Raw genomic sequence first — 15,253 nt, 5'->3', positions numbered from 1 at the left:
AGTCAGCAGCAAGCTGGCTCTCTCATCATTTCTGACAACGAGGTAGACAGATGAAACTTACCCGCGTTGCGGCCCTCGCGGTCGCAGCCCTGATGCCGGCTGCCGCATTCGCTGCCGGGGCAGGCAGTGGCGTCGAAGCAGGCTTTGCCGACATCACCACCACGCTGACCACGCTCGTGAACGGCGCCGGCGGCTACCTGATCCTCATCATCTCGATCGTGGTCGCCGCCATCACCCTGATGGCGACGGGCCGCTGGACCTATGTCATCACGGCCGTCGCCGTCTCGATGTTCCTCGGCTACGGCATCGACATCGTGTCCTCCATGGGCGGCGTGACCGCCACGATCGACATGGTGGACGCCGCTCCCGCCGGTTCCCTCCCCGCCGAAGCCATCTGACGCTTCCTGCTGCACGCCGCGGCCGGCGTGCAGCCTTCCCTCATATCTGTCTGCGCTGGAGGGTCGGATGCAGGAGAGAGTCGTCAAGATCGAACAAAGATTGCAGGAACAAGGGCGCATCCTGCTTTTTCCCATTGATGAGGGCGTTGCCCTTCTCGCGCCCGCAGGTGTCGGCCTCGCCATTCAACAGGCCATCCCCGGCATCGTCATCGGCATCATCAGCTACTTCGTCTGGAAGCGCCTGAAGGGCGACGGCGGCGTGGAGCGCCTGCTGGCGATGACCTACTGGTATCTGCCCCGCGAGATCAGCCCCCTGAAGAACTGGCCCGACAGCGCCGTGAACATGTGGAGGGGCTGATGACCTTCGATACCCTGAAGAAGAAGCTCTATGGCGCGCAGCGGGCGCGCAACGTGCTGGCGGTGCTCCTTGCGGTGGCGATCTTCGGCAACGTGCTGCAATCCTGGAAGATCAGTCAGGAAAGCACGCAGGTAGTGCTGATCCCGTCGCGGGTGTCGGACGGGATGGTGGCGCGGGGCGCGGCCGACATCCGGTATCTGGAGGCGGTGACGCTCGATGCGGTCTACGCCATGTATACGATCAGCCCGAACACGGTCAGCTACGGGCGCAACGTGATCGAGCGGGTGGCGGCGGCGCAGGACCGGGCGCATCTGCTCGATCTCTATGACGACATCGCCGAAGACATCCGGCTGCGGCGAATCTCGACGGTGTTCCGCCCGGAGAAGTTCGAACACAACCTCGAGCGACTTCAGGTCGCGGTGACGGGCACGCTCGCCACCTATCTCGACACCACCGAAGTCAGCACTGGCCCCCGCAAGATCCTGCTCACCTATGTCGAGGAGGGATCGTCCATCCGTCTCTCGCGGGTCGAGCTGGTGGAGATCGAAAAATGATGAAGCCTCTTTTGAGCGCGGCGCTCTTGGCGCTGAGCGTCGCGTCGCCGGCGCTGTCGGATCAGAAACTCACGACGCGGCCCAACGGGACGGTCAGGATCTCGGGCTCGGCCACGGAAGTCACCCGGATCAGCCTGGCCGGGGACCGCATCCGGCGGATCATCAAGGACCAGTCGCAGTTCCAGGAGATGAACGACGAGGCCACGGGCGACGTGTTCCTGCGCTATGGCGGACCGCAGGACAAGCTGGTTCCGGAGTCCGGCTACATCATCTCGGAGCGGGGGATCACGATCAGCTACGAGCTGACGCCGAAGCTCAACCTCGGGGCCGAGACGGTCGTCATCACGGTGAACGGCGTCCCGGACAGTCCGGCGGCGATCACGAGCAGCAGCGCGGGCGGCAGCGGGCAAAGATCCGCACCCGCCTTCGAGCTGGCGGCGGGTGAGGGCGGCGGGGGGTACTCCTCCAGCCTCGTCGCTCTCACCCGGTCCGTCATCAACAAGCATATCGGCGACAAGGCCCCGCCGTCGCGGTCGCATGGGGCGGTGGTGGCGACCGAGAACGGCAGCGGGGTCCGGGCCAAGGTCATCGTGGCCGCCGGCGGGCGGTCGGGGCGGTATGTGCGCCCGCAGGACTTCTTCAACAGCCGCGTCGTCGCGGTCTGGGTGCAGCGCAACACTCTGGCGGCGAATGACCGCGCCTGGGTCGTGGTTGTGGAGAAACGCTGATGTCGGAACAGCGCAAGAAGCAGCAATGGGTGGTTCTCGCCATGGTCGGCGGGGCGGTTCTGCTCATCATCATCGTGTTGGGGCAGGTGATGAACGGACGCTCGACGCGGTTGCAGCCGGTGGGCGCCAACCGGATTGACGAGCAGATCATCTCGGACCGCACCAGTCAGGCGTCGCCGGAGCTGACATGGGCGCGGCAGAGCCGTCAGGACATCGAGGCGCTGAACAAGTCGGTGTCGGAGCTGACCAAGGCGGTGACGACGCTGAAGGATCAGAACACGGCGGAGCTGACGGCGCTGCGCGAGCAGTATGACGAGGCGATCCTTGCCCAGCAGGCCGAGATCAACGGGCTGAAGGGCGGCGCGCGCCCCCAGCCCGCGCCCCCCGGCGCGGCGCTGGGGCCGAATGGCGAGAATTACGGGCAGGAGTTCGTCAGCGGCGGCGGTCGCGCGCCTGTCGCCGGCCGCCCCGGCCAGCCCGCCCCGGGAGCAGGGCCGGGGCAGACGGTGACGCAGCCCTTCGGGTCGGGGTTCTCGGTGGACTTCAACCTGCAGCCTCTGCCGGAGAAGCCGAAAATCGAGCCTGAAAAGACCTCGTCCAATGTGCGGGATCTGCGGTCCTATATCCCGGCCGGCAGCTATGCGCCCGCGACGATCATCTCGGGGGTGGACGCCTCGACGGGCGTTGTCAGCCGCGACAATCCGGTGCCGGTGCTGGCGCGGATCAACGGGCCGGCGGTGACGGCCAGCATGGGCAATGCGCCGGGGCGCAAGATCAACATCACGGGCTGCACGGTCCTCGGCTCGGCGATGGGAGATCTCTCCAGCGAGCGGGTCTATGTGCGGCTGACCACGATGACCTGCGTCGGCAAGAACAACCAGGTGATCGAGACCGAGGTCGCGGGTCTGGTCGCGGGCTCGGGCAAGGCGGGCGTGCGCGGCATGGTGGTGAGCCGGGAGGGCAATCTGGTGCGCAACGCCGGCGTCGCCGGGGCGCTCGGGGGCTTTGCCGATGCGCTCGCCAATGCGGCGACGCTCAGCACGGCGAATGACGGGGCCGACACGATCGGCGGCGTCATGGGTGCGGCGGGGGCCGGGATGGTCGGCGGGGCGGGCAGCAACGCGGCCCAGACCCTGGCCGATTACTACATCAAGCGCGCCGAACAGTATCAGCCGGTGGTCTCGCTCTATGCGGGCACGGAAGTCGAAGTTGTGTTCATGGAAGGGGTGTCGCTCAAATGACCCTGCAGAGATTTGTCTCCGCCCTCGTTCTCCTGTCGGTCCCGGCGCTCTCGGCCTGCGGGTCGAAAAACACCGAAGCCGATTTCCTCTGCCCGGCGCAGACCGGCGGCTCACCCTGCTCGACCATCGGCGAGGCGGACGGGCGGCAGACGGCGACGGGAGCGCCGGTGCGCGAGCGCTTCGCCGACACGCTCGGCAAGGAGATGTCGCGCAACCCGCTCGGCTATGGCGGCGGCAAGGGGAGCGGCGGCGCGGTCGGCGCCCCGCTCTCGGCGATGAACGACGGCGGCATGGCCTACACGGCGGCGCAGTACCGCGTCCCGGAACAGGTGGGCACGCTCTGGGTGGCCCCGCACCTTGACGGGGAAGGGCTGCTGCATGAGGCGACATTCGTTCACTTCGTGGTTCGCGAGGCGCATTGGACCTCGGAGCGCCCGGGATGAACCAGCTCAAGTCGTTCTTCGCCAGCATCTTCGATGACCCGGACTGGTCGGCGGATGAGCCTGAAACGCTCGCGAATGACCTGATCGCGGATCTGCTGCCCTACCGGCTCTATGACCCGGAGTCCGAGCTTTACTACAACGAGGGCAGTACGGGGTTCGTGCTGGAGGTGAACCCGGTCGTGGGCTCCGACGACACCGCCTCGACGTTGCAGGCGGTGATCAATGCGAACGCTCCGAACAATTCCACGATCCAGTTCCTGAACTGGACCTCGCCCGACATCGACGCGCCGCTGATCCGCTGGGCCAAGCACCGGATGGGCGTTGACGAGCTGGTCACGGAAATGGCGCAGAAGCGCATGGCGCATCTTCGGGGCGCGCGCTACGGCACGGAACATGTGGTGAAGGCGGTGCCGCACCATCGCCGCGTCTTCGTGGTCTGCTGGCTCGACGGCGACGCCGATCTTGGAATGCAGAAAGACCTGCGCAACTTCCGCCGCGCGCTCTATGCGGTGTTCGGCGGCGAGAGCTATGTGCGCCATATCGGCCCGGCCGACTTCATCAAGCTCCTGGGCGAGCTCATGCACTGCCGCGGCCTCGCGGGGATCTCGCAGCTCGAATACAGCGATCAGGAGGCCTTGAACCACCAGCTGCCGGGCGCGGGCCTTCTGGTGCGGCGTTCGGCGATCGGGCTGATGGGCGAGCCGGCGATGGCGGTCGGCAGCGCCACGGTGCGGCGCTATCCGAAGGAATGGCAGTTCATCCTCGGCACGCTCCTGAACGGGGTGCCGGAGCGGATCAACGAACGCGCGGTGGGCCCGGTTCTGACGTCCTTCACCATGCGGGTGCGCTCGAAGTCCGACGGCTCGGCGTTCCTGACCAAGAAGCGGGCGGGCCTCCAGCACACCGCCTCGACGCAGTTCGCCAAGTTCTCGCCGAACCTCGCCGAGAAGATGCAGGAGTTCGACAGCCTGAACGAACAGATCGAGATGGGGGAGAAGCTGCTCGATACCTCGTTCACGGTCTGCGCCTATGCGTTGGGGACGCCGGAGGACGCCCGTCACGCGCTGGCGGAGATCGCGAAGATCTACCGCTATGCGGGGCTGGTTCTGGAAAACGACACCTTCGTGCAACTGCCGATCTTCCTCTCGGCGCTGCCCTTCACGGTGACGGGCAAGCGGATGGGGGATCTGAAGAAGCTCCAGCGCATGAAGATCCTCAAGACCGAGGCCGCGGCGGCGCTGGCTCCGCTCCATGGCGAGTGGACCGGCTCGGGCAATGGCAAGGGCGTGCTGCTGGTCGGCCGCCAGGGTCAGATCATGGATTGGGACAACTTCACCTCGGACGGCAACTACAACGTCTCGGTGGTGGGCAAGTCCGGCGCGGGCAAGTCGGTGTTCATGCAGGAGCTGGTCACCTCGATCTATGCGGCGGGCGGCAAGGTCGTGGTCATTGACGACGGCTACAGCTTCAAGACCACGGCGGAAATCCTCGGCGGGCGGTTCGTCGGCTTCGACGGCTCGGCGGTGATCCGGCTCAACCCGTTCTCGATGCTCTCGGGGGCCGACATGGCGAGCCCGGAATACCGGGCGGATGCGGTCGAGCTGATCACCCGGATCATCGCGTCGATGGCGGCGCTCGGCGCCGGCAAGCAGACGCGGGTGGAGGATCTGGAAGAGGGGTTCATCAGCCGGATCGTCGGCGAGCTGTGGGACGAGAAAGGCTCCGAAGCGGAAGTCACCGATGTCTGGGAGCGGCTGCGGGTCGAGGCCGAAAAGGACCAGCGGTTGAAGGACGTGATCGTGAAGCTGCAAGCCTTCACGAGATCCGGACCCTATGGCTCCTACTTCTCCGGCCCGGCCAATCTCAGGCTCGATCAGGCGTTCACGGTGTTCGAGCTGTCGGACATCAAGGGGCAGAAGGTTCTGCAGGACGTGGTGCTGCAGATCATCATGTTCCTCGGGACGGAGCTTATGTTCAAGACGCCGCGCTCGGTGCCGGTGGCGATCCTGATCGACGAGGCCTGGGATCTGCTCCAGTCGCACGCGACGGCGAAGTTCATCGAGGGCGTGGTGCGCCGCGCCCGGAAATACACCGGCGCGCTCATCACCGGCACGCAGTCGATTGACGACTATTACAACAACGTCGCCGCGACCGTGTGCCTGCAAAACTCGGACTGGACGGTGCTCTTGGCGCAGAAGGCCGAGACGATCGACCGGCTGGTCGCCGACAACCGGCTGTCAGTCAGCCCGCATATCGCGGGTCAGCTGAAGTCGCTGCAATCGGTGCGCGGCCTCTTCTCGGAAATGGGGGTGAAGGGTCCGAACGGCTGGTTCTTCGGACGGCTCCTGCTCGATCCGTTCTCGCTGGCGGTCTACTCGTCCAAGGGATCGACGGTCGAGAAGATCAACCGGCTGCGCGAGCAGGGCTACAGCACGGTGGAGGCGATCAGGATGCTGGTCGAGGAAGGCCAGGTTGAGTGATGGTCAGCCGCCGGGATCTCAAGCGCCCGAAGCCCGCGACCGGCGACAGCCGGACGTGGGCGGAGCAGGCGCGCGCCGCCATTGAGGCGGTCCATCTGACGCTGGACCGCGGGTGCAGCATCGAGGAGCGCACGGCTGCGATCGACGCGGCGTTCCCGTTCGGCCGCCGCGCCCATTACCCCTACGAGGTCTGGTGCAGGGAGCGGCGCAGCTACCTCGACCGCTTCGCGCCTGCGGGCCGCAAGCCGTCCACGAAAGGAACCCGGACATGATGCGCTATACCGAACTGGTGCTGACCGCGCTTGTCAGCATCGCCGTCACGCTGAGCATCGTGCTCGCCACGCAGCCGGTCGGCCTGCCGACGGGGATCGTGACCATCGACGCGAGCCAGGCGGTCCTCGCCTTCATCAAGGATGGGGACCGCCGCCACATGGAAGACGCGGAATACGAGGTCGAGGCGCGGGCGTTCCAGGCGAAGCTGGATGCGGCGATCGAGCGGGTCGCCGCGGCGAACAACGTGCTGGTGGTCAATTCGGCGGCGGTGCTGGCCGGGGCGGAGGACATCACCGCGCTGGTGGTCGAGGAGGCGATGGCCGAATGACCGCGATCCAATCCGCAAAATGGGGCGTCATCCTCGCGGGGTCGCTCTTTGTCATGGCCGGGTTCTGGGCGCTCCACACGGTCAGGATCACGCTGAACGGGTCATCGTCGCTGCCCGACCATGCCTATGTGATGTGGGGCTGGCCGAAGGCGATCTGGCGCGGGGCCTATATCGCGGCGGAGCCGCCCGAGGTCTATGCCGAGAGGTTCCGGGGGTTCTTCTTCACCAAGGAGGTCTTCGGCCTTCCCGGCGACATCATCAGCCATGACGGGGCCGGTGCGGTCTGCGTGCGCGGTTCGTGCTTTCCGCTGGCGCTGAAGGATGGAAAGCCCTTTGCGCCGGCGCTGGCGGAAGGGGTGATCCCGGAGGGGCGCTACGCCGCCTTCGGGACCAGCGCCGACAGTCTCGACAGCCGCTACGTCCATATCGGGCTCTTTCCCATCGAGCGCATCGCCGCGGTGGGGGTGGCTGCGAACATCATCCCGCACTGGAAGGAGCTGAAGGCATGGGCCGACGCGCGCGGACTGCGCTGATGCTTGCGCCCGTGATGGCCCTCGGCCTCGCGGGCGCGGCCAGCGCGAAGAACTTCGGGAGTTACGGGACGCTGTTCCCGGTGGCCGAGCCGGACTTTCTGGAAGAGATCCTGTCGCGGTTCCGGGCGATGGAGACGGACGGCGGGCTGGCGCAGATGGAGCGCGACATGCAGCAGCGGACGCGGGACTACCTGGCGCGTCCGACCGCCGGGGCGATCCTGCCCCCCGCGACCGACTACCGGGCCTTCGAGTTCGATCCGTCGATCACGCTCGACCGGGATCTTTCCGATCACGAGGGGCGGGTGTTCGCCACCGCCGGGACGCGGATCAACCCGCTCGACTATTCCGGCTTTGCGAAACGGATCGTGGTGATCGACGGCGACGCGCCGGGGCAGGTCGCCTTTGCGCTGTCCGAGGGCGACGAGCTGGACACGCTGATCGTCATCGCCAAGGGCGCGCCGCTCGATCTGTCGCGGACGCATGGGCGGCGGTTCTGGTTCGACCAGCAGGGGGTCATCGTCAAGCGGTTCGGGGTGGAGCGGTTGCCGACGCTCATCACCCGCGCCGATCCGGTGCTGCTCATCGAGGAGATCCCGGTCAAGGAGGAGGATCAGCCATGAAGCGCTTCGCGTCTATCGTAGCCCTTGCGCTGTCGCTCACGGTGTTCGGGGAAGAGGTCTGGGCGAAGTGCAATGCGAAGTTCCTCAACCCGCTGACGGATGTGTGCTGGGACTGCATCTTTCCGGTCTCGATCGGTCCGGTGCGGGCGTTCAACACGCGGCCCGATACGTCGAACCCGTCGCTTCCGGTCTGCGTCTGCCCGGGCGTTCCGCCGCGCCTCGGGCTCGCCATCGGGCTCTGGGAGCCGGCGCGGCTGACCGATGTGGCGAACGAGGCGGGATGCTTCGTGAACATGGGGTTCAAGGCGGATCTCGGCCTGTTCTCGATCGGAAAATCCTCGGTGACGAGCAGCGGCGGGGATGCGACGGGGAGCAAGTGGCAGTCGCATTACTACTACTACCCACTGATCAGCTGGCTCGGGACGGTGGTCGATGGTCTCTGTCTCGAGAACACGATCTTCGACATCGCCTACATCAGCGAGTTCGATCCGCTCTGGCAAGATCCTGAGCTGAACAACATCATCAACCCCGAAGCGATCCTGTTCACCAACCCGGTCGCCCACGCGGCCTGCGCGGCGGATTGCGTGCGCTCGTCCGGCGGGGGCCTGCCGCTCGACAAGCTGTTCTGGTGCAACGGATGCCAAGGCGGCATGTATCCGATGACGGGAGATTCCAACGCCCATTACGGCGGGGTGCAGGCTTCCGAGACCATCACGGCGAAGATGATCGCGCGGCAGCATCGGCTCGGGCTGGCGCGCACGACCAGCTCCAGCAGCTCGGCGCTCTGCACGCCCGACATCGCGCCGATCATCAAGAAGTCGCAATACCGCCTGCAGCTGACCCGGCCGCGCAGCGTGACCAGCGGGCGCTACGCCTGCGGGCCGCTCGGCTCCAGCACGCAGATGATCGATTCCAGGCGGGAGTATCCATACAAGGGGGAGAGCTTCGGATGGCTCATGTGGCGCAAGCGCAATTGTTGCGCGCTCTGATCCTCGTCGCGGCCGTCGCCGGCGGCGCGGCGGCGGCGGCCGGCACGGCGGCGGCGCAGGACCCCGAGCCTTCGGCGGCGGAAGAGCCGCCGGCGGTCTATGCTCCCGGAGCGACGGGCGAGATCCGCGCGCCCATCGAGCGGATCGTGCGCGACGCGGAACAGCAAGGCGATGCGCTGGCGGATCGGCTCAAGATCCAGGAGCCGCGGGCCGGGGTGGAGATCGAGGATCTGGACGGGATGCGGACGAGGGCGCTGAACGATCCGCGGGTGCGCGCGCTGCTCAACGCCGAAGATCACCAGATCCCCGAAGGCGAGGGCGAAAAATACGGCGAGACGCGAGCCATTCTCTTCGCCAGCTTCTCGATGCCGCCGCAGTCCCTGCGGCAGATGATGCAGGAGGCGGGCGATTACGGGCTGACGATCGTCTTCCGCGGCTTCGTGAACAACTCGGTCTACGAGACGCGGGCGAAGCTGGAGGAGGTGTTCGGAGAGGACGAGGCGAGCGAGGGCTTCGCCATCGACCCGACGCTGTTCCGGCTCTTCGACATCACCTCCGTTCCGGTTCTCGTGGTGCTCGGCGACAGCCTTGACGCCTGCGAGACGCCGGCCTGCGAGGCCGATGCGCCGCCGCGCCATGACCGTCTCAGCGGCAACGTGCCGGTGGAGACGGCGCTCAGGATCATCGCGGCCGGCGACGGCGACGCGCCCGAGGCCGCGAAGGCGCTGGTGGAGGCAGGACAATGACCGATCCGCGCAGCTTCACCATGGCGGTGATGACGGTCTGGCTTGCGGCGGCCCTGCCCGGGTCGGCGCAGGAGGCGTTCGATCCGGGCGCGCGGGCGAAGGCCGCGGGCAATGCGGCCCGTCTCGGCAGCGGCTCGGCGGTGTTCTCGAACGAGGGGATCTCGGAGAACCTGCCGATCTACGAGGGGACGGACACGCCGGAGACGGCGATCGGCAAGAACAACATCGAGGCGAAGACGCGCGAGGCGCTGACGGGCGGCTCCAGCGCGGCCGGGATCTACGAGACGATGAACGACAGCATCGAGCTGCGCCCGAAGTATGACCTTGGGACGGATTATATCGGGATCGTCAACGGCGACGCGGCGCACACGAATGCCGAGGACATCGCCGGGCAATACTTCAGCTCGGACGAGACGGAAAACCCGGCCTGCGACTTCACGGACTTCAGCGTTCTGGAGCCGTTCGAGCGGTACTGCGACGTGCATTCGAGCATGACCGAGACGGTCTGCACGATCGAGCGGGTGGTCGAGGTCGACCGGCGCGACAACTGGCGCTGCGAGGTGGCGAACACGACGGTGACGGTCGAATGCGCGCCGAACGCCAGCGGCGACTGCGAGATCGGCGATCAGGCGGCGGGCGGCGACTCCGCGAGCTGCACGCTGCGAAGCGAGGAATGCCTGGAGGAAGAGCTGGTGGCGGTGCGCGAGCCCTGGCGCGGCTCCTACAAGGATCTGGGCGTCATCCCGATCTTCGGCAATCCAAAGAACATCGTCTACGGGGCGACGGGGCGGGACAACACGATGTGCTACTGGTGGGCCGGGCAAAGCGTCGGCTGCTCGAAAAAGAAGGGAAGCCCGAGCGACCACGAGCACCACAGCGGCGGATGGATCTACCAGGTCGCGGACTGCGAGGGTTCGTTCTCCCGCCGCCACTGCGGGATCTACCGCCGCAAGGGCGAGGGCCGGCCGCACATGCTGGCCGATCCCCCGGTTGGCGGATACCTCGGAGCGGAGACCGGAGCCTTCTTCGGCTGGCAGAACCCGGCGACGGGCGGGCCGCTCTGGTGGGCGGGGCGGAACCTCGGCGTCCAGAAGACCGGCTATGTCGAGGGTGAGTGCGTCTATACCGCGGCGGGCGCGCAGGGGTCGGTGACGCCTCCGGGCGGCGGCGCGGTGGTGATGAACGCGGTCCAGCGCACCTGTGCGACGCCGCCCGCCTGCCTGCGCAAGCGGCAGGAGTATCACTGCCCGCAGAATGACCAATGCGCGGGTCTGGCGGCTGCGCCGGCTTGCGAGGTGAAGGCCAACAGCTGCCTTGTCACCGAGAACGGCGAGTGCAGCCTCGAACGCTTCGACTACAGCTGCCTCAACGATCTGGCGGACCATACCCCGGCGCTACTGCTGGAATCGAAGATCGAACGGATCGAAGACAAGCTGGTGAACTCCTGCGATCCGGCGCCGGATGCGGAAGGCTGTCTGGCCGGCGAGTCCGTCTGCGTGTCGGGCGAGGCGGTGCATGAGGTGATGGGCTTTCCGATCTCGCGCGACTGCTGGAGCTATGAGCAGCGCCACCAGTGCGTCGGGGACGGGGATGCGGTCGACTACACCGATTGCGGTCCGTTCCGGGCCGATCCGTCCTGCAAGGTGATCTCGCAGACCTGCCTCAGCTATGACGAGGAAGAGGGGGAGGCCCCGGTTGAGTGCCGGCATTGGGAGTACGGCTATCGCTGCGGCGGCGGGATGGAGCTGCCGGAGGAATGCACGGCGATGAACGTCTGCGTGGGCGGTCTCTGCGAGGGGATCGAGCATGAGGCCAACACCGACTTCGGCAACGCCGCGGCCTGGCTGACCATGCTCGATGAAGCGGCCAAGGACAGCGAAAAATCCCTCGACATGCAGGATGTGCAGCTCTTCGCGGGCACGAGGCGCAACTGCAAGGTGGGGGCGCTCGGCACGATCAACTGCTGCAAGGACAGCGGCTGGGCCAATGGCATCCTCGGGGATTGCTCGGAGAGCGAGCTGGCGCTGATGGACCGCATTCAGGCCAAGGCGGCGGTCTATGTCGGCACCTATTGCTCGCGCAAGGTCCTGGGGGTCTGCCTGCAGAAACGCCGGTCCTACTGCACCTTCAACAGCCAGCTCGGGATGGTCTTCCAGAAAGAGATCCGCCGGCTTGCAGGCACGGGCTGGGGCAGCGCCAAGCGGCCGAACTGCGCGGGCCTCGCGCTCGATGAGATCGACAGCATCAACTGGGATGAGATCGACCTGTCGGAAGCCTTCGGGGACATGATGAACGACGCCGCCGTGCCGACTGCGGACATGGTGACGGATTACCTGCGCGACCGGCTGGAGCTGACGGCCGGGGCCGTCTCGAAAGGGGAGTGATGAGCATGAACCGCCGCGATCTTCTTCTTGCCGCCGCCTCGCTGCCGGCGCTGGCGCTGCCCGCCAGAGCCCAAGCGATGCGGGACCGGCCCATCGGGCTGATCCTTGTCGGGGCCAGCTGGTGTCCGTTCTGCAAGGCGGCGGCGAACACGCTCTTCGCCTCGGCCGAACCCGCGAGCATCCCGGTGCTGATCGCATCGCAGGACGGAAAGCCGATCCCGCCCTACGGCGATTTTGTCGAGGCGGCGGGTCATCCAATCGCCAGGGACATCGTGCAGATCCCGACGCTGCTCTTCGTCCATCTGCCCAGCCAGGCGGTCATCCACCAGATCAGCGGGTTCAGGAACCCGCGCTCCTATCTCGGGCAGATCCGCTCCACGCTCGTGCAGGCGCAGGAGGCGGGCTATGTCTGACCTCGGCCGCCGCCTCATGCTCGGCGCGGCGCTGGGGCTTGCCGCCATGCCGCTCCCCGCAGTCGCGCGAGACGGCGCGGCGCTTGGCTATTGCCAGGACAGGATCACGACCGGCTGGAACTTCTACTGCGATCCGGAAAAGCCGGAGCCGGAAGAGCCCCCGGCCGAGGCGAAGCCCGCGCCGCCTCCGCCGGCCGTCCCTGCGCCCAAGAGCTACACCGAACAGATCGAGGATTACCGCAAGGAGCTGGACGAGAAGAAGAACCGGGCGATCCTGGAGCCCACGCCGGAGAATGTGCAGAGCTACATGGAGGCTCAGCAGCAGATGAGCCGGATGGCCTCGGCCTTCACCGATCAGTGGCAACGGGTGCTGTTCCGCACCCCGGAACTCGACATCAACACCCGCTTTCCGATCAGCCAGATGGGCGGCGCGGTCTATCAGGATCAGATGCGCGTGGCGCGCGAGACCTCGTTGCAGGAAGCCGCCGCCAATCTCGGGTTCATGGTGGTGGTCGAGGATGCGGCGCAGTGCGGGCTCTGCACGCCGCAGCTCGAAGTGATCGCGCGGATGCAGGCCAGCTTCGGGATCGAGCCGATGGTGGTCACGGTCGACGGCTCGTTCCATCCGCTGTTCCCGGATGCGGTGGTCGACACCGGCCAGCTGAAGAAACTCGGACTGGCGAAGAAGCCCCGCCCCTTCGTCGCCCTCGTGGAGCCGAAGAGCGGCATCGTGGAACCCCTGGGCGGCGGGCTGCTCACCGAGGACGTGATCCTGGAGCGCGTCCATGTCGTCACCAAGATCCCCGCCGGCGAGCGGTATTGAAAGGGACTGCCATGCTGAAAAAACTGGTCTCCACGCTGGCCGTCTGTGCGGCCCTCGCCGTTCCCGGTCCGTCGCATGCGCAAAGCATCGGCAGCGACCTGAAGGACTTCTGGGAGCGCACCGGGGGCGGGGTGAACGTCACGCGCCCGCAGGCCTATCAGGGGCAGATGGGCGGCTATGTCACGCTGGGCTCGCTCTATCTGCGCACCAAGCCGCGCAACACCGGGATGATGCAGATCCAGCTTCCCTCGGTGCGGGCCGGCTGCGGCGGCATCGACATCTTCGGGGGCTCGTTCTCCTTCATCTCGAAGGAGGAAATGATCTACCTGATGGAAGGGATCATGCAGAACGCGGCCAGCTTCGCCTTCGAGCTGGCGCTGGAAAGCCTCTCGCCGGCGGTGGCCGAACAGGTCTCGAAGCTGCGCGACCTTCTGCAGAACGTGAACGCGATGAACATCAACAGCTGCGAGGCGGGGCAGATGCTGGTCGGCTCGCTCTGGCCGAAGATGGACGGGGCGTCGCAGCACATCTGCCAGACGGTCGGCGGGATGAACGGCAAGTTCGCCGATGCGGTGGCGCGGCGGCACGGCTGCGGCGTCGAGGGCAAGCAGAACGCGACGCTGGCCGGGGCGGATGGCACGCTGAAGGACCAGGTGCCGATCAACATCAACTATGCCTGGCGGGCGGTGAAGAAGAACGGCTTTCTGTCCTCGAACCCGGCGGTGGGCGAGCTGTTCATGTCGCTGACCGGCACAATCATCACCGTGGGCGCGGCCAATGACGACGAGGGGCCGCGGCACCGGACCATCGCGCCGCGCGCCTACACCCCGGAAATGCTGCAGGCGCTGGTCGAGGGCGGGACCGTGCCGGTCCTGAAGTGCAACGAGCGCAACGACTGTCTCAACCCGGTCTGGACCAACACGACGATCTCGGCGGGCGACGCCTATTTCAAGACGGTGGAGGAGGTGGTGCGGGCGCTCTCGGACGCGATCCGCGACGACACGGCGCTGACCGACGAAATGGCCGGCATCATCAACCTGACCTCCGCGCCGGTCTACGAGACGCTGAAGACCGCCCGCGCCTACAAGTACCAGTTTGTCGATGACGAGATTGCGCTGCTGAGCGAGCTGGTCGCGGTGGAGCTGGCGATGCTCTACATGAACGAGTCCATCACCGAGATGCAGCGCAGCGCGTCGAACATCGACACCTTCGGCGATGTGATCCGGGAATTCCAGGAAACGATCCGGCAGACGCAGAACGGCTTTGGCGCGCTGCGCCGGCAGGCCGCTGAGAAATACGCCGATGCGCTGTCGGCGCTGGAGAAGCTGCAGCTGCACAAGGCGATGCTGTCGGCCAGCTCGTCCACGCGGTTCGCGTCGATGATGGGGCAGGGGGGCTGACGTCATGCAATGGGAGATCTTCACCACCGGGGGCGGCTACTACCTCAGCGACGTGTTCAACATGCTCGCAGCCTATACCTCTTCGGGCAACTTCAAAAACCTCCTCTCCATCGGCGTCGTGATCGGGGTCGCCTGGGCCTCGATCAACATGGCGATGGGCGGCAGCATCGGCTCCTCCCTGAAGTACGTCCTCGTCATGGTCGTGGTCATGGGGCTCACGCTCGGGCCGAAGTCGAGCGTCGTCATCATCGACAAGACCAGCGGCCCGATCCCGATCTACGGCATTGTCGACAACGTGCCGACGCCGGTCGCCATGCTCGGGCACTACACCTCGGCGGTGAGCTACTATCTGACCGGCCAGATGGAGACGCTGATGCAGACGCCGGAGGATCTGACCTATCAGAAGAACGGCATGATGTTCGGGGCCTCGCTTCTGGCGCAGGCGTCGACCTGGCGCGCGGTGACGCCGAAGATCCACGAGAACCTGGTGAACTTCATGCAGGGCTGCGTGATCGACGCCACCAACCTCGGCCATATGGATC

The 15,253-nt window shown here is 66.4% G+C and carries 18 protein-coding genes; all 18 read left to right on the top strand.

The features are described from left to right. Positions 1 to 50 precede the first annotated feature (50 nt). Positions 51 to 398, top strand: coding sequence for a hypothetical protein (locus C5F48_RS16815; protein ID WP_107665022.1), 348 nt, complete (start codon positions 51 to 53; stop codon positions 396 to 398). A gap of 67 nt (positions 399 to 465) precedes the next feature. After that, entirely contained in the window at positions 466 to 756 is a 291-nt protein-coding gene (traL, locus tag C5F48_RS16810; RefSeq protein WP_107665021.1) for a type IV conjugative transfer system protein TraL, read from the top strand. After that, complete coding sequence (locus tag C5F48_RS16805) at positions 756 to 1,310, top strand: TraE/TraK family type IV conjugative transfer system protein (protein WP_107665026.1); 555 nt, start codon at positions 756 to 758, stop codon at positions 1,308 to 1,310. The genes traL and C5F48_RS16805 overlap by 1 nt, the downstream gene beginning before the upstream one ends. Then, positions 1,307 to 2,038: a TraK domain-containing protein gene (locus C5F48_RS16800; RefSeq protein WP_107665020.1), complete on the top strand. Its 732-nt coding sequence runs from the start codon at positions 1,307 to 1,309 to the stop codon at positions 2,036 to 2,038. The genes C5F48_RS16805 and C5F48_RS16800 overlap by 4 nt, the downstream gene beginning before the upstream one ends. After that, positions 2,038 to 3,279, top strand: coding sequence for a TraB/VirB10 family protein (locus C5F48_RS16795; protein ID WP_245941544.1), 1,242 nt, complete (start codon positions 2,038 to 2,040; stop codon positions 3,277 to 3,279). Before C5F48_RS16800 ends, C5F48_RS16795 begins: the two co-directional genes overlap by 1 nt. Continuing rightward, a complete protein-coding gene (locus C5F48_RS16790; RefSeq protein WP_107665018.1) occupies positions 3,276 to 3,722 on the top strand; it encodes a TraV family lipoprotein in 447 nt (148 codons plus the stop codon). Before C5F48_RS16795 ends, C5F48_RS16790 begins: the two co-directional genes overlap by 4 nt. After that, on the top strand, positions 3,719 to 6,202 hold the full coding sequence (gene traC / locus C5F48_RS16785; protein WP_107665017.1) for a type IV secretion system protein TraC: 2,484 nt from the start codon (positions 3,719 to 3,721) through the stop codon (positions 6,200 to 6,202). Before C5F48_RS16790 ends, traC begins: the two co-directional genes overlap by 4 nt. Continuing rightward, positions 6,202 to 6,474 (top strand): hypothetical protein, encoded by a 273-nt coding sequence (locus C5F48_RS16780; protein WP_107665016.1) that lies wholly within the window; start codon positions 6,202 to 6,204, stop codon positions 6,472 to 6,474. The genes traC and C5F48_RS16780 overlap by 1 nt, the downstream gene beginning before the upstream one ends. Then, positions 6,471 to 6,803, top strand: coding sequence for a TrbI F-type domain-containing protein (locus C5F48_RS16775; protein WP_107665015.1), 333 nt, complete (start codon positions 6,471 to 6,473; stop codon positions 6,801 to 6,803). Before C5F48_RS16780 ends, C5F48_RS16775 begins: the two co-directional genes overlap by 4 nt. After that, positions 6,800 to 7,336: a S26 family signal peptidase gene (locus tag C5F48_RS16770; protein ID WP_107665014.1), complete on the top strand. Its 537-nt coding sequence runs from the start codon at positions 6,800 to 6,802 to the stop codon at positions 7,334 to 7,336. Before C5F48_RS16775 ends, C5F48_RS16770 begins: the two co-directional genes overlap by 4 nt. Further along, positions 7,336 to 7,956 (top strand): hypothetical protein, encoded by a 621-nt coding sequence (locus C5F48_RS16765; RefSeq protein WP_245941554.1) that lies wholly within the window; start codon positions 7,336 to 7,338, stop codon positions 7,954 to 7,956. The genes C5F48_RS16770 and C5F48_RS16765 overlap by 1 nt, the downstream gene beginning before the upstream one ends. Continuing rightward, positions 7,953 to 8,945, top strand: coding sequence for a conjugal transfer pilus assembly protein TraU (gene traU, locus C5F48_RS16760; RefSeq protein WP_107665012.1), 993 nt, complete (start codon positions 7,953 to 7,955; stop codon positions 8,943 to 8,945). Before C5F48_RS16765 ends, traU begins: the two co-directional genes overlap by 4 nt. Then, entirely contained in the window at positions 8,933 to 9,691 is a 759-nt protein-coding gene (gene trbC, locus C5F48_RS16755; RefSeq protein WP_245941555.1) for a type-F conjugative transfer system pilin assembly protein TrbC, read from the top strand. The genes traU and trbC overlap by 13 nt, the downstream gene beginning before the upstream one ends. Continuing rightward, on the top strand, positions 9,688 to 12,075 hold the full coding sequence (traN, locus tag C5F48_RS16750; protein WP_258186522.1) for a conjugal transfer protein TraN: 2,388 nt from the start codon (positions 9,688 to 9,690) through the stop codon (positions 12,073 to 12,075). Before trbC ends, traN begins: the two co-directional genes overlap by 4 nt. After that, positions 12,075 to 12,488: a conjugal transfer protein TraF gene (gene traF / locus C5F48_RS16745; protein ID WP_258186521.1), complete on the top strand. Its 414-nt coding sequence runs from the start codon at positions 12,075 to 12,077 to the stop codon at positions 12,486 to 12,488. The genes traN and traF overlap by 1 nt, the downstream gene beginning before the upstream one ends. After that, complete coding sequence (locus C5F48_RS16740; protein WP_258186520.1) at positions 12,481 to 13,311, top strand: conjugal transfer protein TraF; 831 nt, start codon at positions 12,481 to 12,483, stop codon at positions 13,309 to 13,311. The genes traF and C5F48_RS16740 overlap by 8 nt, the downstream gene beginning before the upstream one ends. A gap of 11 nt (positions 13,312 to 13,322) precedes the next feature. Continuing rightward, positions 13,323 to 14,711: a conjugal transfer protein TraH gene (locus C5F48_RS16735; protein ID WP_107665010.1), complete on the top strand. Its 1,389-nt coding sequence runs from the start codon at positions 13,323 to 13,325 to the stop codon at positions 14,709 to 14,711. Between the two features lie 4 nt (positions 14,712 to 14,715). After that, a partial coding sequence (locus tag C5F48_RS16730; protein WP_146170625.1) for a conjugal transfer protein TraG N-terminal domain-containing protein occupies positions 14,716 to 15,253 on the top strand: 538 nt, incomplete at its 3' end.

It is taken from the genome of Cereibacter changlensis JA139, assembly GCF_003034985.1.
Taxonomy (GTDB): Bacteria; Pseudomonadota; Alphaproteobacteria; order Rhodobacterales; family Rhodobacteraceae; genus Cereibacter; species Cereibacter changlensis.
The sequence above is the reverse complement of the archived record's forward strand: the minus strand, read 5'-3'. Positions and strand labels throughout refer to the sequence as shown.